The sequence below is a fragment of the Roseibium sp. AWQ4_254 genome (assembly GCF_056161025.1).
The window spans coordinates 39421-57746 of sequence record NZ_JBSWYH010000003.1; the positions used below are offsets into that span (position 1 = coordinate 39421).

Annotated in this window: 20 protein-coding genes and 1 tRNA gene; 12 read left to right on the forward strand and 9 right to left on the reverse strand. The window is 61.6% G+C overall.

Features of this window, described 5'->3' with window-relative positions; all coding sequences use genetic code 11:
* Positions 1–9: 9 nt before the first annotated feature.
* The 7 genes from ACXAIC_RS03065 to ACXAIC_RS03095 form a co-directional block, all read right to left on the reverse strand.
* The gene (locus tag ACXAIC_RS03065) at positions 10–1182 is read right to left on the reverse strand and encodes a hypothetical protein (RefSeq protein WP_475173500.1); all 1173 of its coding nucleotides are present in this window, start codon (positions 1180–1182) and stop codon (positions 10–12) included.
* Positions 1182–1721: a hypothetical protein gene (locus ACXAIC_RS03070; RefSeq protein ID WP_475173502.1), complete on the reverse strand. Its 540-nt coding sequence runs from the start codon at positions 1719–1721 to the stop codon at positions 1182–1184. The genes ACXAIC_RS03065 and ACXAIC_RS03070 overlap by 1 nt, the downstream gene beginning before the upstream one ends.
* Entirely contained in the window at positions 1718–3118 is a 1401-nt protein-coding gene (locus tag ACXAIC_RS03075) for a hypothetical protein (protein WP_475173504.1), read from the reverse strand. Before ACXAIC_RS03075 ends, ACXAIC_RS03070 begins: the two co-directional genes overlap by 4 nt.
* The gene (locus ACXAIC_RS03080; RefSeq protein ID WP_475173506.1) at positions 3118–4470 is read right to left on the reverse strand and encodes a hypothetical protein; all 1353 of its coding nucleotides are present in this window, start codon (positions 4468–4470) and stop codon (positions 3118–3120) included. Before ACXAIC_RS03080 ends, ACXAIC_RS03075 begins: the two co-directional genes overlap by 1 nt.
* Positions 4463–6538, reverse strand: a complete 2076-nt coding sequence (locus tag ACXAIC_RS03085; protein WP_475173509.1) for a caspase family protein — start codon at positions 6536–6538, stop codon at positions 4463–4465. The genes ACXAIC_RS03080 and ACXAIC_RS03085 overlap by 8 nt, the downstream gene beginning before the upstream one ends.
* Positions 6539–6744: 206 nt before the next feature.
* On the reverse strand, positions 6745–7464 hold the full coding sequence (locus ACXAIC_RS03090) for a hypothetical protein (protein WP_475173511.1): 720 nt from the start codon (positions 7462–7464) through the stop codon (positions 6745–6747).
* 125 nt (positions 7465–7589) lie between these two features.
* The gene (locus ACXAIC_RS03095) at positions 7590–8453 is read right to left on the reverse strand and encodes an N-formylglutamate amidohydrolase (RefSeq protein WP_475173855.1); all 864 of its coding nucleotides are present in this window, start codon (positions 8451–8453) and stop codon (positions 7590–7592) included.
* 274 nt (positions 8454–8727) lie between these two features.
* Between ACXAIC_RS03095 and cpdR the strand changes: the two genes are divergently transcribed.
* From cpdR to ACXAIC_RS03120, 5 genes are all read left to right on the forward strand, one after another.
* Positions 8728–9087, forward strand: a complete 360-nt coding sequence (cpdR, locus tag ACXAIC_RS03100; RefSeq protein ID WP_006932209.1) for a cell cycle two-component system response regulator CpdR — start codon at positions 8728–8730, stop codon at positions 9085–9087.
* Positions 9088–9224: 137 nt separating this feature from the next.
* Positions 9225–9299: transfer RNA gene (locus ACXAIC_RS03105), tRNA-Val, on the forward strand.
* A gap of 153 nt (positions 9300–9452) precedes the next feature.
* Positions 9453–9578, forward strand: a complete 126-nt coding sequence (ykgO, locus tag ACXAIC_RS03110) for a type B 50S ribosomal protein L36 (RefSeq protein WP_006932207.1) — start codon at positions 9453–9455, stop codon at positions 9576–9578.
* Between the two features lie 195 nt (positions 9579–9773).
* Positions 9774–10400 (forward strand): tetratricopeptide repeat protein, encoded by a 627-nt coding sequence (locus ACXAIC_RS03115; RefSeq protein WP_475173513.1) that lies wholly within the window; start codon positions 9774–9776, stop codon positions 10398–10400.
* Between the two features lie 47 nt (positions 10401–10447).
* Positions 10448–11500, forward strand: a complete 1053-nt coding sequence (locus tag ACXAIC_RS03120; protein ID WP_475173515.1) for an alpha/beta fold hydrolase — start codon at positions 10448–10450, stop codon at positions 11498–11500.
* Positions 11501–11554: 54 nt separating this feature from the next.
* On the opposite strand, the gene pyk is transcribed toward ACXAIC_RS03120, so the two are convergent.
* A complete protein-coding gene (gene pyk / locus ACXAIC_RS03125; protein ID WP_475173516.1) occupies positions 11555–12991 on the reverse strand; it encodes a pyruvate kinase in 1437 nt (478 codons plus the stop codon).
* Complete coding sequence (locus tag ACXAIC_RS03130; RefSeq protein ID WP_475173519.1) at positions 12988–13476, reverse strand: DUF1036 domain-containing protein; 489 nt, start codon at positions 13474–13476, stop codon at positions 12988–12990. Before ACXAIC_RS03130 ends, pyk begins: the two co-directional genes overlap by 4 nt.
* A 425-nt stretch (positions 13477–13901) precedes the next feature.
* Here ACXAIC_RS03130 and ACXAIC_RS03135 point away from each other — a divergent pair, with 425 nt between their 5' ends.
* The 7 genes from ACXAIC_RS03135 to ACXAIC_RS03165 all read left to right on the forward strand — a co-directional run bounded on the left by ACXAIC_RS03135 (position 13902) and on the right by ACXAIC_RS03165 (position 18266).
* Complete coding sequence (locus ACXAIC_RS03135) at positions 13902–14723, forward strand: N-formylglutamate amidohydrolase (protein WP_475173521.1); 822 nt, start codon at positions 13902–13904, stop codon at positions 14721–14723.
* Positions 14724–14765: 42 nt separating this feature from the next.
* The gene (locus ACXAIC_RS03140) at positions 14766–15062 is read left to right on the forward strand and encodes a DUF1244 domain-containing protein (protein WP_475173523.1); all 297 of its coding nucleotides are present in this window, start codon (positions 14766–14768) and stop codon (positions 15060–15062) included.
* A 180-nt stretch (positions 15063–15242) separates the two neighbouring features.
* Entirely contained in the window at positions 15243–15503 is a 261-nt protein-coding gene (locus ACXAIC_RS03145) for a DUF2312 domain-containing protein (protein ID WP_475173525.1), read from the forward strand.
* A gap of 377 nt (positions 15504–15880) precedes the next feature.
* Complete coding sequence (locus tag ACXAIC_RS03150) at positions 15881–16540, forward strand: TetR/AcrR family transcriptional regulator (RefSeq protein WP_475173528.1); 660 nt, start codon at positions 15881–15883, stop codon at positions 16538–16540.
* Positions 16537–17019, forward strand: coding sequence for a DUF8051 family protein (locus ACXAIC_RS03155; RefSeq protein ID WP_475173531.1), 483 nt, complete (start codon positions 16537–16539; stop codon positions 17017–17019). The genes ACXAIC_RS03150 and ACXAIC_RS03155 overlap by 4 nt, the downstream gene beginning before the upstream one ends.
* 212 nt (positions 17020–17231) lie before the next feature.
* On the forward strand, positions 17232–17339 hold the full coding sequence (locus ACXAIC_RS03160) for a twin-arginine translocation signal domain-containing protein (protein ID WP_475173533.1): 108 nt from the start codon (positions 17232–17234) through the stop codon (positions 17337–17339).
* Positions 17340–17399: 60 nt separating this feature from the next.
* Positions 17400–18266, forward strand: a complete 867-nt coding sequence (locus ACXAIC_RS03165; RefSeq protein WP_475173535.1) for a formyltransferase family protein — start codon at positions 17400–17402, stop codon at positions 18264–18266.
* Positions 18267–18326 lie beyond the last annotated feature (60 nt).

Below are 18326 nucleotides of genomic sequence, written 5' to 3' on the forward strand. Positions count from 1 at the left end.
TTTCTCCTCTCACTCAGGGGATACAATCGAATGGCGCAGTGGAGGCGCTTCTGGGCCTCGATCCGGATCAGGGAATGTGTAGACGGCGTTTTGCACGGCCCCGCGCAGGAAGAAGGTGCGCGCGCCATCGTGTGATGGCGCCTCGACAAAGGCCGATGGCGGCTCGGGCGAGATCGAAGGGACTGCTGCCCCCGTGCCAGCGGACAGAGCGATGCCACAGAGCGAAGCACCATATCGGGTCGGGGGAAATCCGTTTTCAGCCCAGGGAACAGGGGTCAATATACGCTCTGGCGGGTTGAACAGGGCGGTGCGGCAGGAGCTTCCAGGCCGGGCCCGAACCTCAAAAAGCGCAACGGATGGGGCTTGTCTTGCTGTGCCGGTTGCGCGCTGTCCGGCGACAGCATCTGCAGGCGCATTTGCGCTGGGCAGGGCTGAGACAAGGGCGGGTGAACGGTCTTCCGGGGGCGTTGGCGCGTTGGCTTGCGCCGGATCTGTGTCCGGCAGTTGATGACCGCTCCAGACGAGGCCAGCTGCCGGTGCCGTGAGGGCAGCAGCCAGTCCAATGAAAAAACAGAGCTTCTTCCTGGTAAGGGGAGCTGCTTCCTGCATGGGGCCGGTGCGGGCTTCGGCAAGCCGTGCGGGCACAGCGTCCAACCGGTCTGGAGTCAGCACCTTCACCCCCAGTGCATGCAACATCTTGCTGGCTGCTTCCCGGTCAGGTCCAGGTGGCAGGACCGCTATGCAGGGGACGGGTCCGCAAATCGCGTCCTGGGACTGCTTGATCTTCTGTTCCAGTGCGTACTCGCCCGGCAGCAGGGTGAGGTCCAGATCCACGGCTCCGGTCGCCCAGATCAGTATGTCTGCCGCTTCGTCCCGCCCGGCCAGTGTCCAGCCCTGCTCCAGAAGCAAATGCGCCAGCGCGACGGGCGCTTCCCAGCTTTTTCCCCCGTCGGGAGCGCCGGACAGGCGCAACTCGTGCGGTGGAATGGTGCGGCGCAAGGCCCGGGCGATGGGGCCTTCCGGGCCACTCAGGGCGCGGTAGTCAGCCGACAGCGGCAGGGGCCGATAGTCGCCTTCGGCAAAAGCCGCGCCATAGGGCAGGCCGGGGCGCGCGGCCAGCGTGCGCAAGATAAGCGCCGCACCCGTGGTCGGCACGATGATCGAAAACCGCCCCATCGCCATCAGGCAAGCAGATAAAGTGCGGTGCCGGGATTGGCCAGCAGATCGAGCGCCACCTGCGTCTCGGGCAGATCGGGGCCGAGCGCGAGAATGACCGTGTCCTGATCCGGTTGCGGCAGGTCGAGCCGGAGTGTCTGGCCGTCCTCTCCGACCATCTCAAGAGCGGTGGCTGCCTGGTGGCCTTCCAGCAGCAGCAGGGGCGCGCCGTCCCCCGTTGCGGGCAAGAGCCGCAGCACCGTTTCGCCGATCCGGCGGGTCACCTCGCCATCTGAGGCTGCAAGCGCCACCGGGGAGTGGGCCACGGCGACGGCCGCCAGCATCTTGCGATAGCGTGCGGCTGCGGCCTCATCCTCTCGCAAGGCGCGTGCGACGGCGAGCGAAACAGGTGCGCTTCCAGCCCGCCGGACCTCGGCCCAGAGCTCGGCGGCTGCCGGTGCTTGCATCCTTTCGGTTCCCTGGGCCTGTGACAGCTGGCGGGCGATGTGAATGGCTGCCATCAGGCCGTCCATTCCGGCCTCATCATGCTCATCTGCGCCGGTCATTGCACGGCCTCCTGCTGTATGTGCTGGCTGTAGATCGTGGCAAACGTGTTGGAGAAGGCCGCACGGTCCTGCTCCAGACGGCCTGACAGCGGTTCGGCGCGGTTCAGATGGTCCAATCCGGCCCGGTGCTCTTCCAGGGCCATGGCGGTGGTCGCCAACGCATCGTCCACTTCCGCGATGGCTGCAGCCAGTCGTTCACGAGGCAGATCGAACCCTGCACGCCGGGTTGTGCGCAGGGCCCGCTTGCCCGCTTCGACAAGCGGATCTGCATCATCGCCGCTGCGCAGAGCCAGCGCGATTGTCAGGCAATTGCGCAAATGGTCTGAGAGCTTTCGGGCCGTCTCGGCTGCCGAACCGTAATCTGCGTCGCTGCAACGGGCGCGTTCGGCGATATCAGGCCCGCCGGAGCCGCGCCGCAACCGGTTCGCAATGCCCGACTGAATGCGGCCGAAGACCCGCACTCTGAGAGCTGTCAGAGGCCGGGTTTTGTGAAAGGGATCAAGGCGCAGCGTTTCTTCGAGCGCCTTGAACTCTGTTCCTGTCAAAAGCTTTGGTTGATCAAGCGTTCCCTGAAGCAGGGCGAGGGCCTCGGCCAGAACGGGTGTATCCGTATGGGGCTGCGCGGCCGCTTCAAGCCGTGCGTCCCAGGTCTCTAAGGTCTCCAGCCGTTCAGCATCGGTCAGCTGAGACAGGGTGTCGAGTTCGGCCCGAACCCGGTCATATGTGATAAAGTGCTCCACGACGGTGGCATACAGAGTGTCGTCAGAGCGTCTTGTCTGCCAGAACACCAGAATATCATCGTCATCAAACCCGCTGCTCCGGCCAAGTCCGCGCAAATAGGACCGGATGGCCCGGAACCGCTGCTCAACCGGGGCGGCCGGCATATGAGCGTTGCGGTAGGCTGCCAGCCGGGCGGCCAGCCACCGCGCGAAGGCGGGAGCCTCTTTTGGCGCAAGGCCCTGTCCCACCGCATTGGAAATCTCTGCAAACCCCTCCATTTCATCGGCGGTCAGCAGAAATTCAGCCAGCGCCATCACCCGCGCCAGCCCCTTCCACGAACAGCGCCAGGCCCGAGGCTCTGAGAGAAGCAGGCCGCGTTCATCCGTCCCGGGCCGGTCATGAAACCGTTCCTGAAAGTCAGCGCCTGAGGCAAGCCGGGGGTCCAGTGCTAGATCGATCAGTCCCAGCCCGTCAAGACCAAGAGCGGCAATCGTGTGGGCCAGATCCCAGACCGGACGGTCCCGGCTGGGACGGACCGCGCCAGCGACGGCCCGCGCAAGCCAGGACCTGTCACCGCGATCCAGAAGGCGGCCCTGCACAACCGCCTGAAGATCGGCGAGGCAAACCTCGTCATGGCCAAGCGGCAGGTCACGTCTGTCAACACTATCCTCCATCATCACTTCGTTTCCCGCACAATGATCCTGGCTGTGGCTTCATCCATTCCCGGCAACGCCCGCATCCGGTCCAGCAAGGTCCGGATCCCGGTGGCATCGAGCAGCTTTGGCGTGCCCAGGGCAGGCCCGGTCTTCTGCCAGAGGGTTTCGAGGCCGGCCGGCAGAGGGCTTGAGGGGGCGAAGCAGTGGAACAGATTCTCAAAATGGCCGGACAGGACCACATCGCTCAATCCGAAGTCTCCGGGGTAGCTGTACTTGCCCGGCGGAAACTCCGCCGATGCGCGTGCCGGAAGCATCACGTAAGCGGTCTGGTCCGGGGCGATGATCATGCAATAAAGCGCCGCCTGTTCGCCCAGCTCCACACGGACATTCAGCCGGTCTCCCGCCCGGAACGGCGGCGCGGTCAGGTCAAGCCGCTGCGGGTTGCGGCTGGCCGTAACCCTGACATGGTCAAGCAGTGGCCGGACCGTTGCGTCGCAGCCCAGGGGGACCAAATCGACCCGCGTCCGTTTTCCGGCAGAGACAATTTCTGCGCCCCGCCGGAATTCCAGGGCGAGCCACATGCCGCCGCCCGAATCTTGGGACAGCCGGACGACAGAGCGCACCGTTGCGTCTGCAAAAGGCGCCTCTGCCGCGCAGGCGGCCGGACCGGGCCGGACCACCTTCAGCCTGCGCCCTGACAGGATCCGGTTCGAGCTGGCCGCCAGCTCGGTTGCTGTTGCGATCAGGCGGTCGCGGACAGCTCGCGCGCACCCGCTATATCCTGCTTCGGTGACAACCGGGCAGGCTGCCAGCGCGTCCGTATCGGGTGCCGTTTGCAGCAACTGGCGAAGTCCGGCCTCAAGAATGCGTTCCGCGCTTTCGGCCCCTGCAGGCGGCAACGAGACTACCAGACCTTTGCTGATCACCTTGCATCGGGCGTCGGGGGAGAGGGCCTGAAGGCGGAAGGCGATGGTTTCCCCGCGCCGCTCGGGCTCAATGATGAAAATCGCCGCATCACCCGAATGGGCGGTGCTCAGAAGGGGCCCGGTGCCAGCCGTGTTTACGGATCCGGACGCCTCAAACAGTGCGCGTAGTTTCCGCACGTCGCGTGCAGCGGAGATGTGAACGCGGTTCGTGCGTTGCAGCTTTGCCTCAACGCCGATCCGTAGCCGGTCCGCTTCATCTTTGCTGAGAACCGATTGGCCGTTTGGCAGGCCCGCGACCACAACCTGCACCGGTGCTGAGATCCCGGTGCAGGCCGCGAAGTCCTCGATCATTGCGGCGAGCTCGCTGGCCCCTGCCGCCGTGGCAGCGCTGCTCAGGAGGGCTGCCAGCGCCAGGCTCCGCAAGAGACGGCCAGGCCGGTCAGTCATTTTTCTGGCTGCTGGCCGAGCGCGCATAGGCGTCAAGCGCGCGGAGAAACAGGGGGTTGAAGGTGCCGTCTTCCTGTCCGGTGTAGAAACTTTTGTCGATCAGCCTGCGCTGCAGCCGCGCGATTGTCTGGCGCGAAAGCTGCTGCGGTCCGGAGGAGGTGGCGACCACGGCAGCAACCCCTTCATCGCCGACAGCCAGCGCGTCCATCAGCACCTGCTCGGAGGTCAGGTCCGGGAAGAACCTGGCAAAGCCGTTGTCAATCAGGACCGCCATGCTTGCCATTGCGAGCGGCGCACGCAGGTCAATGGCCTTCCTGTACAGCTCCATTGCCTTTTGGGTGTCCGGCGCGATCCCAGGGCCACCCTCAATGTAGTAGGGAACCAGTTTGGAGATCGCAAAGCCGTCGCCTGCCTCTGCGGCGCGCTTGTACCAGTCAATCGCGGCCGAAACGTCCTTTTGTGTGCCCCGGCCATATTCGAGCATGCGGGCTGCATTGGTCATGGCCAGAAGGTCGCCACCTTCGGCAGCGCGCACATAAAGGGGAAAAGCGGTTTCTGGAGAGGCCGGAACCCCTTCGCCATTCTCATGCAGGGCCGCCATGTTGTTGAGCGCCGCCGTCGAGCCCATGTCAGCGGCCCGGCCATAGGCCTCAAGGGCTTCGTCATACCGGCCCAGTCGGTCGAGCGCGCGGCCCATCTGGTAGGAGAGCCGGCGCAGGCCGGGATAGGCCTGTGCGGCCTCCCGGCAGGCTTCAAGCGCGCCATGCCCGTCCATGCCCGGCCAGGCGACACCGTTCACAGTGGCGGGCCGGTCAGAATCGGCCGGGGCGGCGGCCATGCTGTCGCAGCGGGCGACCCGCGCATCGCGTGACGGGTTGTCTGCCGATAGATAAGAATTGGCGACACCCCGATAGGCGCAGACCGTGCCGCATTGATCGAGATAGCCCTGGTAGTCCTTGGCAGCGGACAGGCGGCGCCATGTTGTGCGGTCCTCTTCAGCTGCTGCCCCTTGCGCCAGTGAGGCAAGCTCTGCCAGCGCTTCTTCCTTGTGCAGGCAGCCGTCGCATTCCGCGACATAGCGCTCAAGGCGGGAGCGATCGGTTTGAGCTGCGGTCCATGCACGTTCGTCAAGAGCTCTTGCGACGGCGCCAGCCACAGGCGCAACGGGTGCTCCCTTCGGCAGGGCCAGCGGTGCAGCATCGATCTCAGGCACCTGACGGCGCCCCGTCTCGCGCAAGGCCGCTTCCGTAACGGACGAGACCAGATAGGTGCTGAGGGCATCCCAGCTGACCGGGCCGTCCGCATCAGCAAGTCCCGCAGCGCCCATCAGAAATCGGCTGGTGAAAAGACCGAGCTGGGCCTCTTCGTCCCAGTTCGCGGGTGATGAGCCCGACGTGGCCACAAGCCGGATCACCCCCTCTCCGGTTTCAGGCAGGGCGGGCGTAAAGCCGGGGGCGGAGACTGCCAGAAGCGTTTCCCCCCGTCCGGTTTCGCCGGTGAAACAGGCATCGATCATGACGATGACATCGCGATCCTCGCCAACCTTGCGGCGGACGAGTTCCAGATTACGGTAGAGCGTGTCCAGGCGGTAGCCGCTGTCGGCGGAGTTCGGATCTCCGTCGGAGGGCAGCAGAAAAGCTTCACCCGACACAAGATCAGGGACCCCGTGTCCGGAGTAATAGACGAAGACATTCGACGCGCCTGGTTTGACACTGCGCCAGAGCTTGCCCGATTGCGGGCGCGCAACCGAGCCGAACATCTGGGTCATCTCGCTCAGGGTGCCGTTTTCAAGCACGAAGATATTTTCGCGGCGGAAACCCAGGGTCTCGATCAGATAGGCTGTGATCGCGTTAGCGTCATTGACCGCATACTCGACCGGCACCGTCTGTCTGTAATCGCGGTTGCCGATCACAACAGCAATCGAGGCGGCGTTGTCGTCAAGTATGTCGCGCGGTTCCTGCGCTTGCACCAGCTTGGGCAGAAGCAAAGCAAGGATCAGAGCGGCGGCGCCCAGGGCACTTTGAATGAAATGGTAGCGGCGTGCACCTGCGGTTCGGGTCGTGGGCATTGCGTGTTCCTTCACAAAGACTGACACGTGATGTCCGGGCACCTCCCAGAGCGGAAATTGTCTTGGGCCCGAGTGGAAATCATGATCTGCGGTCCGTATCCAAACCCGTGGAGGACCTCAGCGGCTGTGATGATTGGTTCTGTGGTCGGCGAATTTGAGCCGCATAAAAATCTATGGAAAAACTCTCAGAATAATCTGCTGTGTCACTAGACGTCTGCTTGGAGAAACTTTGCGGCAGCCTCAAGGCCTGCCTCTGAGTTCCAGCCGGGCACGGCCTTTTCCAGCATCTCATGTGTGAGGTTGCCGTCCGCGGCAATGAGAGCCTTCAAAAGATCTTCATCCGGTTTGCGGCCCTCATTGCCGGGGGCTTGTGCGGCAAACTCGGCCATGGACGCCGGGGCCAGGTCCCGCAGCAGTCCGACGTGGTTGAAGCCGTCCTTCGTTTCATAAGGAGCCCGCTGCCAGCCGGTTCCGTTCCAGCCATAGATAAAGCCGATCCACTCGCCGAAGGGTTGCGGGTCGAGGTTGAAGCCCCACCAGTCCGGCGCACCTGCGAGCAGATCCGTTTCCTGTTCCTGGAAATAGGCTGCGGCCTCCCGGAAATAGGTATCAGAATATTCGTGGTCATGGCCGAGAAGCACTGCCTGGCCCTTGGCCTTGAAGCGCAGGCATGCCCAGTTGCCGCCGCCATCATGGAAATACCATTGCTCCGGGGTGGCATAGACAAATTGTGTCCAGCCATAGGCTGCATGGAGGGCCGCCACTGCAGCCCAAGCGCCGCGCAGCTGGGCCGGACTTGGAAGATCCACCGTTACAAGCGCTAGGCTATCTGGGGTTTTATCCTGTTCAGCCCGTGCGGCACGGGGCTGGATCAATTTCAAGATCAAGGCCGCCAATCCGCTTTTCATGAAAGTTCTGCGTGTCATGTATATCTGCCCGTCCACCTGTTAAGTTTACCAGCTGCGGAGTGTGCGGCTGGGTGGTGGCGTCTTTATGTCCATTTCCTGGCAGGGCGCGATCACCTTTGCGCGAGTGCGGGGCCGGATTGGCTCTATTCAGCGGCAATCGGATCGGCGGGCAGGGCGGCGTCGGGCATGGCCACCAGCTGCTGGGCGAAATCCTTCAGATTGTGAAAAAGATCGCCAAAGCCTTCTGAGGGCTCTTGGGTGGTCTCGTTCATGTAAAGGCCGCGGTTGATTTCGACCTGAAGCGCATGCAGCCCGCTGGCGGGGCGGCCGTAATGTTCGGTGATGAAGCCGCCCGCATAGGGCTTGTTCCGGCTGACGCTGTAGCCCATGCCCCGCAGGATCATACAGGCATATTCGGTCAGGTCGCTGTTGCAGCTCGTCCCATACCGGTCCCCCAGAATAAAGTCGGGCCGGGCATCGGTCGTCTGACACTTCACGCTGGAGGGCATGGAGTGGCAATCGATCAGCACAGCATGGCCGAAGGTGACATGGGTCTGGGCCAGCAGGCGGCGCAGGGTGGAATGGTAGGGCTTGTAGATTTCCTCGATCCGGCCAATCGCTTCTTCCACCGGCAGCCGGTGCCGGTAAATCTCGTGATTTTCGCTCACAATCCGGGCTACGGTGCCGAGCCCTCCAGCCACCCGGATGGAGCGCACATTTGCATAGGGCGGCAGGCGGCCGTTGAACATTTTCGGGTCGAGCTCATATGGCTCCCGGTTCACATCCAGATAGGCGCGAGGGAAATGGGCGCGCAAGAGCGGCGCTCCAAGAGGCACCACATGGGCAAACAGGTCATCGACAAAGGCATCTTCCGAGCGGCGGATGGAGGTTCTGTTGAGCCGGGACGAGGCCAGGAAGCTGTCAGAATATTGCCGTCCGGAATGGGGGGAGTTGAACACAAAAGGCACGCGCTGGTCAGCGGGGCACAGGACATCGAAGGCAGGCAGGCCATTGAAATCGGCCTCGAACGGCGGTGTGTTTGAAGACTGCTTGTCGTCCGTCAAAGGGTCTGTCCTGCACATTGTGACCATGGGGCCGCCGGTTTCAACGGTTCTCAAAGCCCTGGCCCATGGTGCCAAGGAATCAACACGCAGTCCACAGTCCCCGGATCAAAACCTTTCGAGAACCAATTCACCCTATCATTCTGTGGAATTCGAGCTATAACCCACACAAGGTGTGACCTTACGCCACCAAACCTAAAAAGAAGACTGGTCGTTGAAAATGCCGCGTATCCTGCTTGCTGAAGATGATAACGACATGCGCCGCTTCCTTGCCAAGGCACTGGAGAATGCCGGGCATGATGTCGTCTCGTTCGATAATGGCAGAAGCGCCTATGAGCGCTTGCGGGAAGAGCCGTTTTCCCTGCTTCTGACGGATATTGTGATGCCGGAGATGGATGGAATCGAGCTGGCCCGGCGGGCGACCGAGCTGGACCCGGATCTCAAGGTCATGTTCATCACCGGATTTGCGGCGGTCGCGCTCAATCCGGAATCGGACGCGCCGAAAGATGCCAAGGTGCTGTCCAAACCGTTCCATTTGAAGGATCTCGTGCAGGAAGTGGAGCGCATGCTGGCGGCCTGATGTCAGGCGCCTCGCAGGAGTTTGACTGGACTGGGGAAATTTTGACAGTTCGGTGAAAAAGGGGGGTTGCACTGGCGGAAGATCCCCGTTATATCGCACTCCACCACGGCGCGGCGGCGCCAACTACCGAGAAATTCGGGCGTGTAGCTCAGCGGGAGAGCACTTCGTTGACATCGAAGGGGTCACAGGTTCAATCCCTGTCACGCCCACCATTGTTGCGCTGAATGAAGGTTTCATGAAGCGCGGATTGATCAGAAGACAGGCGCAGGGCCTGCAGCTGCTTCTAGGATCGGTCAAGTCGATTGTGAGCGCCTCAGGCGCTCATTTGGTTTTAAAGTAGCAGGGCCCTTCAGGGGGACAGTGACATGAAGATCAAGAACTCGCTCAAAGCGTTGATGACCCGCCACCGCGACAACCGCATGGTGCGCCGCAAAGGCCGTGTTTACATCATCAACAAGAAAAACCCGCGCTTCAAGGCACGTCAGGGCTAAGCGCCTGCGCTGCGGCTCTTCGGGTCGGCCCGGAAAGTCCTTTGGCGTCAGATGGTTGTCTGATTGTAGATGACCGTTTCTGGCGCCAGACAAAAACGCGCACGAAGTTGTGTCAAATTCCCGGATTGACCGCCGCATTCAACGTCCCATAATCGTTGGATGCGGATTTTTGTGTTTACAGCCCTGATAGCTCTCATGCCTGCCCTTGCGGCGGCGCAGCCTGTTCCCGATCTTGGACCGGAAGTGGAACCGCCCTCCGTGGAGGATTTCAGTCCGTTGCCGGAAGACCAGCCGGAAGAAGGCGGTCAGGTGGCCGTCGACGAAGCGGACCCGGAAGAGGAACTATCCAGGCTTGACGGACTCTTCTCCGATCTGGCCGAAGCCGATGATCCCTCCGCCGCCAAGAAAGTGGCGCGCGAAATCCAGCGGATCTGGATGGACTCCGGCAGTCCCACAGTGGATATCCTGATGTCCCGGGCAGGCAAGGCGATCCAGGCGGAAGACCTGTCTCTGGCCCTCGATTTGCTGGACGTGGTCGTGGTTCTCAAACCCTCCTATGCCGAGGGCTGGAACCGCCGGGCGACCGTCTTTTATATGCGTGAAGACTTCGGCAAGTCCCTGGTGGATATTGAACGCACTCTGGCCCTGGAGCCCCGTCATTGGGGGGCGCTTTCCGGGCTTGGCATCATTCAGCGCCGCCTCGGGTTTGAGGAGAACGCACTGGAAACGTTCCGGAGGGCTCTGGACATCAATCCCGGCCTGGAGAATGCGGTCGAGTCGATTGAGGATCTGGAAAAAACCGCCGAGGGGGAACCGGCCTGAGACCGTCCGCCTTTCCGTCCAGCCAAGAGTAGTCCTCTGTCTCCGCCATGATCACGCTTGTTCTTCTGGCCGCCGCCCTTGCTCTATCTGGATATTGTTACACGTTGTTCAGGACCCGGCAGCTTGCAGCCCGGCTTCAGCCTGATGGCCAGTTTGCTCAGATCGACGGGATCAAGGTCCACTATCATTATTACCCTTTGAGCAGGGAGGCCGGGAACGGGGAGGCTGACGCCGGGCCCGTGCTGGTCTTTGTCCATGGGGCCAGCGGCAATGCCTATGATGCGCGGATGGCTTTTCTGGACCGGGTGAAGGGCCGCTATTCTGTGCTGTTTGCCGACAGGCCCGGGCTCGGATTTTCCGAGGCCATTCCCGGCCGGCATGACGTGCCGGCGGGGCAGGCAAAAGTGCTGGCCGGTCTTCTGGACTATTTGGGTATTTCGTCGGCGATTGTGATCGGTCATTCCTATGGTGGCGCGGTAACGGCGGCGCTTGGCCTTCTGGCGCCGGACCGGGTCAAGGGCCTTGCCTTTCTGGCGCCCGTCAGCCATGTCTGGCCCGGAGGCGTGACCTGGTATTACTCTTTGGCGTCCTGGCCGGTGATCGGGCCGCTGTTTTCCTGGGTGCTTGTTGTCCCGGCCGGGGAACGGCTGGCCGGGCGGTCCATGGATAATGTCTTCTTTCCCGATCCGGCCCCCAAGACCTATGCGCAGGAGATCCGCCTGCCGCTGCTGTTCCGGCCTGCCAGCTTTCAGGCGAATGCCCGCCAGATCGCCAGGCTGAAAGGGGTGATTGCCGAACAGTCCAAGCGCTACACTAGCCTGACCCAGCCCGCGCTTGTGGTGACGGGTACCGAAGACACGGTCGTATGGCCGTCGATCCATTGTGAGGGGCTGATCCGGGATTTACCGAACGCGCGGCTTCTTATGCTCGACAGGGCTGGCCACATGCCGCATCACACCCATGGCGAAACGATTGTCAGCGCTCTGGAGGAGTTGGTGGCGGCAGTCGTCTCAGAGGCTTCTGGAGGAAAAGCACCGGCAGGCGCTGCGCAAGGGCCCATACCCTCTGAAAGGGCCCGGAAGGTTCCGGAAAAGACTTGAGCCGCCCATGGGGCGGCTCGTCCTTCGGCAGGCCGGATGCTGATTTTTCAGATCTCAGATGCCGCCCTGGCCGTCATTGCCGACAAAGGCAATGCGCAGCATGTTGGTGGATCCGGGCGTTCCGAACGGCACACCGGCGGTCACGATCACGCGCTGGCCCGGCTTGGCGAAGCCTTCCGAAAAGGAGATCCGGCAGGCCCGGTCCACCATGTCTTCCTCGCTGGCGGCATCCTCACTGACAACGCAGTGGAGCCCCCAGCCGAGGGACAGGCGGCGGGCGGTGGCCAGAACCGGCGACAGAACGATCACCGGCGAGGACGGGCGTTCGCGCGAGGCGCGCAGGCCCGTGGCCCCGGAAGTGGTGTAACAGACCACAGCCGCCAGATTGAGCGTTTCGGCAATCTGGCGGGCCGCTGCGGAAATCGCATCGGCGCCGGTTGCTTCCGGCTCCGCCCGCTGGGCATCGATGATGGTGCGGTAGTTGGCGTCCTGCTCGACCTGCTGGGCGATCTTGTCCATGGTGGAAACGGCTTCCACCGGGAAGTCCCCGGCCGCCGATTCCGCTGACAGCATGACTGCATCGGCGCCTTCGAACACGGCGGTGGCCACGTCTGAGACTTCCGCGCGCGTCGGCACGGGGGAGGAGATCATGGACTCCAGCATCTGGGTGGCGACCACCACCGGCTTGCCGGCCCGGCGGCAGGCGCGGGTGATGCGTTTTTGCAGGCCTGGCACATGTTCCAGAGGCATTTCCACGCCCAGATCGCCACGGGCGACCATGATGGCGTCGGACAATTCAATGATTTCGTCCAGGCGGCCAATGGCCTGGGGTTTTTCGATCTTGGCCAGAACCCCGGCGCGGCCCCGGGTGATCTTGCGCACCTCGGCAAGGTCGTCCGGACGCTGAACAAAGGAGAGCGCGACCCAGTCCACCTTCTGGTCGAGGGCGGCGATCAGGTCCTTGTGGTCCTTCTCGGTCATGGCGCTGGTGGCGATTTCCGAATCCGGTACGCTGACGCCCTTGCGGTCCGACAGCTTGCCGCCGACAACCACCTCGGTCACGGCGCGGGTGCTGCTGGCCTCGGTCACTTTCAGCTGGATCTTGCCGTCATCCAGCAGCAGCCGGTGTCCCGGTTCCAGAGCCTTGAGGATTTCCGGATGCGGCAGATGCACCCGGGCAACGTCGCCGCCGGACGTGTCTGCATCGAGCGTGAAAGTGGCGCCGTTTTCCAGCTGCACCGGACCATCGGAGAAGGTGCCCACGCGCAGTTTCGGGCCTTGCAGATCTGCCAGAATGCCGATCGGCCGCCCAATAGTTTCCTCAACAGAACGAATGCGCTCAACGAGCATTTTCAGACGGTCATGGTCCGTATGGCTCATGTTGATGCGGAACACATCCGCACCGGAGCGATACAGTTTTTCAATGATGTCTTGTTCTGAGGAAGAGGGTCCGAGAGTTGCCAGAATTTTGACTCGCCGGTTTCGCCTCATCGCCCACCTGTCCCTTGTTGCACGGGTTCGGTGAGCTGGACCGTCCAGCTGCTTTGCTCCCCCGTGTCGATTTCAAAAAAGCCTGTCCGTTCGTACCCGCGCGCCACGCAGTCCTCAATTCCGCGGATGGTGAATTCCTTCTCCCGGGTGCACATGAAAGCGCGCCCCCCCCATTCGCCGAACTGGTCATAATCGACCGCGTAGATGTAGTAGTACCGCGACACAAGCGAGCCGGGGACCAGCGTTTCACAGGAGTTGGAGGCAAGATTCCACCAGCCCTCGGTGACCCAGTCCGCCTTGTCCTTGTAGCCAATGGCCACACCAACCTGACTGTCGGTCTTGTTGCAAAGCCTGAGATCGGCTTTCGCGGCGTTACCGGTTACGGAGAGAAACAGCAAGGTGAGGAAAGCGGCGGCACAGGTTCTCACAGGCGCGGCAACCCGAGCCCGAGACCACCCCTGGTACCCTTCCCCAACTTCAACCATATGCAGTCGTTCACTTTGCTGCTTTACTGACATTCGCTTTTTGCGTCGACAACAGGGTCTTGTCAACGCCGTTCGCCGGTTTAAGTGCGGGCGTTGCGCCAACCGGAATTATTAAAACTGCCCCGAAAAATTGCCCGCAGGACCCAGACTGTCACCTATGTGGCCAGAATTGGGGCGGGAACATGGCAGTTTCCGCCCGCAAAGAGGTTAGCCATGAATAAAGCGGTGACAAGTGGATTTCCTGCAACTGCAGATATTTGAATTCACAGACTTTTCCAAAGGCTGTCCCGAATTGTCCGGGCGTTCGAATCAAATCCTATCCAAAGACCGGTTTTGTGCATTCCGGCTTGGTTCCGGCAGCCGTTTGCCGTAAACCTGAGCGCCTTGAGCCGCGGGCCGCGCGCCCCTTTCCATGATGCCAGACAATGAGACAGACCGCAGCAATGCCAAGAGAGACCTCCGGCGACCTCTTTCAGCCCTATGAATATGTGCAAGGCGACTTGAGCGCGGGCGTGCTGCTTCTGTGCGATCACGCGCAGAACCGGGTTCCAACGGAATATGGTGATCTCGGCGTTGCGCCTGAGCAGTTCGAGCGGCATATCGGTTATGATATCGGTGCGCGCGCGCTTACGCTGGACCTGGCCCGGCGCCTGCAGGCTCCGGCCTGTCTGTCGACCTTTTCCCGGTTGTTGATCGACCCGAACCGGGGCGAGGACGACCCGACCCTGATCATGCGCCTGTCGGACGGAGCGGTGGTGCCGGGAAACGCCAAGGTGGACGCCAAGGAGCGGGCGCGGCGCATCGAACGCTTTCACAAGCCCTATCATGACCTGATCGATGCCACGCTGGACCGGATGCTGGAGGCTGGCCCGCCGCCGGTGATCATTTCCATGCACAGCTTTACCCCCGTCTGGCGAGGGGTGCCCCGGCCTTGGCATGTGACGGTGCTGTGGGACAGCGACCTGCGGGCGGTGGCGCCGATGCTGGCCGGGCTCAGGGCGCAGGAGGATCTTGTCGTGGGGGACAACGAGCCCTATGACGGGGCTCTCAAAAACGACACAATGTACCGGCACGCCACGCGCCGGGGTCTGGCGCAAGCGCTTCTGGAAGTGCGCCAGGACCTGATTGCGGACACCGCCGGTCAGGCCGCGTGGGCGGATCGGCTGGAACCGGTTCTGCGCCGGATCCGGGAGCGGCCCGAGTGCCGGAGCGTGCGCCATTTCGCTTCAAGGACGCAGACGGAGTGAGCGGCAGGCCCGTTGGACGCAAGAAATGAGGGAGTTCGTGTGATGGATGAGCAGACGAAACTGGAATTGGAAGCAGCTGTGTTCCGGCGGCTGGTCGCCCATTTGCAAGGGCGTAGCGATGTGCAGAACATCGACATGATGAACCTGGCCGGATTTTGCCGCAACTGCCTGTCCAACTGGTATCAGGATGCGGCCGGAGAAAAGGGCCTTGATCTGGACAAGGCGGCGGCGCGCGAAATCGTCTACGGCATGCCCTATGACGAGTGGAAAGCCCAATACCAGAGCGAAGCCACGGCCGAGCAGAAAGCGGCGTTCGAGAAGGCCAAGCCGCAGCACTGAGGCCGGGCCGCAACACCTGAAACGGGTCCTGTCGCGGGAGCGCCTGCTGTCGGGCCCGTGTGCTTGACGGGCTCGCTCAAGTCTGGCACGGCACGTCCCTAATCGGTTTCCCGGAGGGGCAGCTCATCTCCGGAACCTGTTTTGATCGAGAAAGAAGAAGAAACAAGGAGTACGAAATTCATGTCCGATCCGGGTGGAGTGGCAGCCGATCAGCTGCGCGCCTTTGTGGAACGTATCGAGCGTCTGGAAGAAGAAAAAAAAGTGATTTCCGACGACATCAAGGATGTCTATGCGGAAGCCAAGGGCAACGGCTATGACGTGAAGATCCTGCGCAAGGTGGTGTCCCTGCGCAAGAAGCAGCCCCATGAGCGGGAAGAGGAAGAGGCCGTTCTCGACCTTTACCTGCACGCGCTTGGCATGGCTGGCGCAGCCGAAGGCTAAGCCGCCTATAAAGTTGTTCAGACCCGTCCGTCCTGCCCTCTAGAGGGCTCATGGGGCGGACCGCTTTCAAAGCCCCGCCACCGGGTCTCCGGCGGCGGGGCTTTGTATGTTTATGCTGCGGGGCGTACGCGGGGTCGCTTGCGGCTGGGGCGAGATCGGACGCGAGCGTTTAAACTGGCCTTCGCGTGCCATGCGGCGAAAGAGGAGAAAGAGCCCTTCCTTGGGCTCCAGCTTCCGGCTAGGTCTGTGGCTCTCGGCCCGGAGCGGTCACCGGTGCCACGCGCGGCGTAAGGTCTGCTTGGAGCCCTTATTGACAGAATTAGACCGACGGTCTAATTATTGGTTGGCTTTAGACCATCAGTCTAACTGGATCATAGATGCCGACTGAAACGACAACAGCGCGCCAAAGGTTCGAGGCGCTGGACGAGCAGGCGCAAGCCATTTGGCTTAATCCCGCCGAGACGGAATTTTGTGAGCACGGGTTTGAAAAGGCGTCGCTGAACCGCATCATTGCCCGCGCGGGAGAGAGCAAGGGGCGCACTTATCACTATTTTGCCGACAAGGGCGCACTCTTCTGCGCAACGCTTGAGCGCCGCGTTCGACAATGCGATTTCCTTGATCAAGTCAGCAAAGCAGCCTCTGCGTCCAACGCGACAGGGTATTGGCTCGAACTTGGTGCGCTTTGTGCACGGTTTACAAAAACCCTTCAGGGTGACGACCGTCTTGCTAGCTTGCTCAGGACGTTGCACCGGGAATCTGCCGCGCAACAGTCCTTCGCGGAACCACTGGCCGCGCTACGCAGCTCTATTGATGACTTGCTTGTCGCAGGTCAGTCTATCGGCGCAGTGCGCGATGACCTTCCTGTCACGCTACTGACCGAGGTTGAGTTGAACATGATCGCAACCGTGGATCGATGGTTTGCCCTGAATGAGTCCACTTTGTCAAAGGACGCAGAAGCCGCTCTTTCGCAGCGCGCGTTTTTGCTCCTGATGGCACCGCTCCTCCCCTCTCAATTTACGGAAGGTATTTCCCTGTGACGCTTGTTCGTGCGCTATGCATCCTTGTCATACTGAGTGCCGTCAATCTCGCCTTGATGATCCCGGGTGGATTTGTCGAAACCCGAACGTTTCCGGGCTATAGCGTCGCTGTGCTTGCCGCCTTCAATATCTTTCTCACCTGTCTCGGCATTGGAAGTCTCGTTCTGGGCTATCGCATCTTTCGCACCGGCCACGCGGGGATTACCTCAATAATCGCAGGTGTGGCCTATGTTGCGGTCTATGTACTCGATCTTGCACATATCTTCCCGATAGCAGAGACCCCCATGTCAACAATGTTGGCCGCAATGGAGTGGATCGGGACCTTACTGGGTCTGGCGGTGATTGCTATTGGTCTGCGGCTGGCAAGCGCGAACGCCGGAACGGCCGCGAGCGAATCGACGCCACCGCGCACCTTGTTGCTCACACTGGGCATCGCGGGCATTTTGATCGTTGTCTTCGCGACGCTGTCGGCCATTTGACTTTTGAGTTGCACAAGCGCGGGCAGGGCAACACATCGCCGAAATATCCGCCTAGCCGATACCACTTCAGCAATACTGCGGAACCGCAGCATTGTCCGCATCTCGCCAGTTCACGCCGGTTGAAGCGAACGGCAGGTGTCCGAAAAGGGGCCCGGCCCCGAGACAGTCGCCGTACCAGCTGAATGAAACGCCTCTGAAGGCAAACAAAATCTGTGGTTCTGTCGCTGGAACGATGGACGATCCCCTCACGGAGGGGGCTGTTAAGTGCGGTTGGTATAGGTGGCCTCTGCGTTGGCTTGACTTTGGCGCACGTGACCTGAAACTGGTGCTTCAGCTTGTGCGTGTGCCGTCCTTGGCCTGCATTCGAGTGGGGGAGCCGCATGCCCGTTGATATCAGTCAGGACCGTTTGAACCGGACACTTCGTCATGACCAGCCGGGCCGCGAATTTCAATATGTCGATGGCTCCCGCTGGGGAGAGCTGATCCTGCCAGCGCCTCGGGAGCGGCAGTCCCGTGCGGCGGCGCGGCTCAAGGTTCTTGCCGTAGCGGCCTTTCAGGTCGGTGAGCAGATGCTGCAGACGCTTCTCTCCCTTGAGCAGCAACGGCCCAAAGACCTTCAGCTGGTTGCGGTGTGCACGGACGATGCGGTCGAAGATGTGGCGAAAATCAGCAGGCGCCGCCGGGTCTGGCGCTTTTTCGAGCCCGAAGAGCGGTTCACGATGACGGAAGAGGTGATCGAGACAGGCCTGATGGCCGGGCTGCCGGTCTATACGGGAGAGTTGAAAATTGACTGGTTCCGCCGGCAGCTGTTGGAATGGGCTCCCGATGTCATTCTGGTCTGCGGCTGTGGCCAGCTTTTTGATACGGAGCTTCTGGCAGTCCCCAGATTTGGGGTTATCAATTTTCATCCCGCTGATTTGCCCTCAGGCCATGGCGCTGGCGCGCAGCCCTATAGGGATCTTCAGGAGCGCAACGATCCCTGGACGCGCTGGACCGTCCACAAGATGACAACGGATCTTGATGCCGGGCCGCCTCTTGGAACGTCCTGTCCCATCTACGTGGGAGACGCAAAAGGCCGGGTGACGGCTCCGGGGCAGGCTTTTCTGAAGCGGATGGCCATGTGTGTTCCGGCACTGACCACGATCTTGATCGACGATCTTTTGCGGTTTGAAGCGGTGCCTTCAAGCATCAACTTCCAGGCGCGCCTTGAAGAGGATCTGGTCAAACGTCTTGCTCAGCCTTTGTAATACATAGTGCAATACCGGCGGGCGCTTTTCTTACATGCCTTTTGGGGCCATTGCTCCGCC

Coding starts and splice junctions, on each gene's coding strand:
- ACXAIC_RS03120 (WP_475173515.1), top strand. CDS start 10,448: ATGATCACGCTTGTTCTTCTGGCCGCCGCCCTTGCTCTATCTGGATAT.
- ACXAIC_RS03090 (WP_475173511.1), bottom strand. CDS start 7,464: ATGACACGCAGAACTTTCATGAAAAGCGGATTGGCGGCCTTGATCTTG.
- ykgO (WP_006932207.1), top strand. CDS start 9,453: ATGAAGATCAAGAACTCGCTCAAAGCGTTGATGACCCGCCACCGCGAC.
- ACXAIC_RS03130 (WP_475173519.1), bottom strand. CDS start 13,476: ATGGTTGAAGTTGGGGAAGGGTACCAGGGGTGGTCTCGGGCTCGGGTT.
- ACXAIC_RS03115 (WP_475173513.1), top strand. CDS start 9,774: ATGCCTGCCCTTGCGGCGGCGCAGCCTGTTCCCGATCTTGGACCGGAA.
- ACXAIC_RS03165 (WP_475173535.1), top strand. CDS start 17,400: ATGCCCGTTGATATCAGTCAGGACCGTTTGAACCGGACACTTCGTCAT.
- pyk (WP_475173516.1), bottom strand. CDS start 12,991: ATGAGGCGAAACCGGCGAGTCAAAATTCTGGCAACTCTCGGACCCTCT.
- ACXAIC_RS03070 (WP_475173502.1), bottom strand. CDS start 1,721: ATGACCGGCGCAGATGAGCATGATGAGGCCGGAATGGACGGCCTGATG.
- ACXAIC_RS03150 (WP_475173528.1), top strand. CDS start 15,881: ATGCCGACTGAAACGACAACAGCGCGCCAAAGGTTCGAGGCGCTGGAC.
- ACXAIC_RS03145 (WP_475173525.1), top strand. CDS start 15,243: ATGTCCGATCCGGGTGGAGTGGCAGCCGATCAGCTGCGCGCCTTTGTG.
- ACXAIC_RS03085 (WP_475173509.1), bottom strand. CDS start 6,538: ATGCCCACGACCCGAACCGCAGGTGCACGCCGCTACCATTTCATTCAA.
- ACXAIC_RS03065 (WP_475173500.1), bottom strand. CDS start 1,182: ATGGCGATGGGGCGGTTTTCGATCATCGTGCCGACCACGGGTGCGGCG.
- cpdR (WP_006932209.1), top strand. CDS start 8,728: ATGCCGCGTATCCTGCTTGCTGAAGATGATAACGACATGCGCCGCTTC.
- ACXAIC_RS03135 (WP_475173521.1), top strand. CDS start 13,902: ATGAGACAGACCGCAGCAATGCCAAGAGAGACCTCCGGCGACCTCTTT.
- ACXAIC_RS03140 (WP_475173523.1), top strand. CDS start 14,766: ATGGATGAGCAGACGAAACTGGAATTGGAAGCAGCTGTGTTCCGGCGG.
- ACXAIC_RS03075 (WP_475173504.1), bottom strand. CDS start 3,118: ATGATGGAGGATAGTGTTGACAGACGTGACCTGCCGCTTGGCCATGAC.
- ACXAIC_RS03080 (WP_475173506.1), bottom strand. CDS start 4,470: ATGACTGACCGGCCTGGCCGTCTCTTGCGGAGCCTGGCGCTGGCAGCC.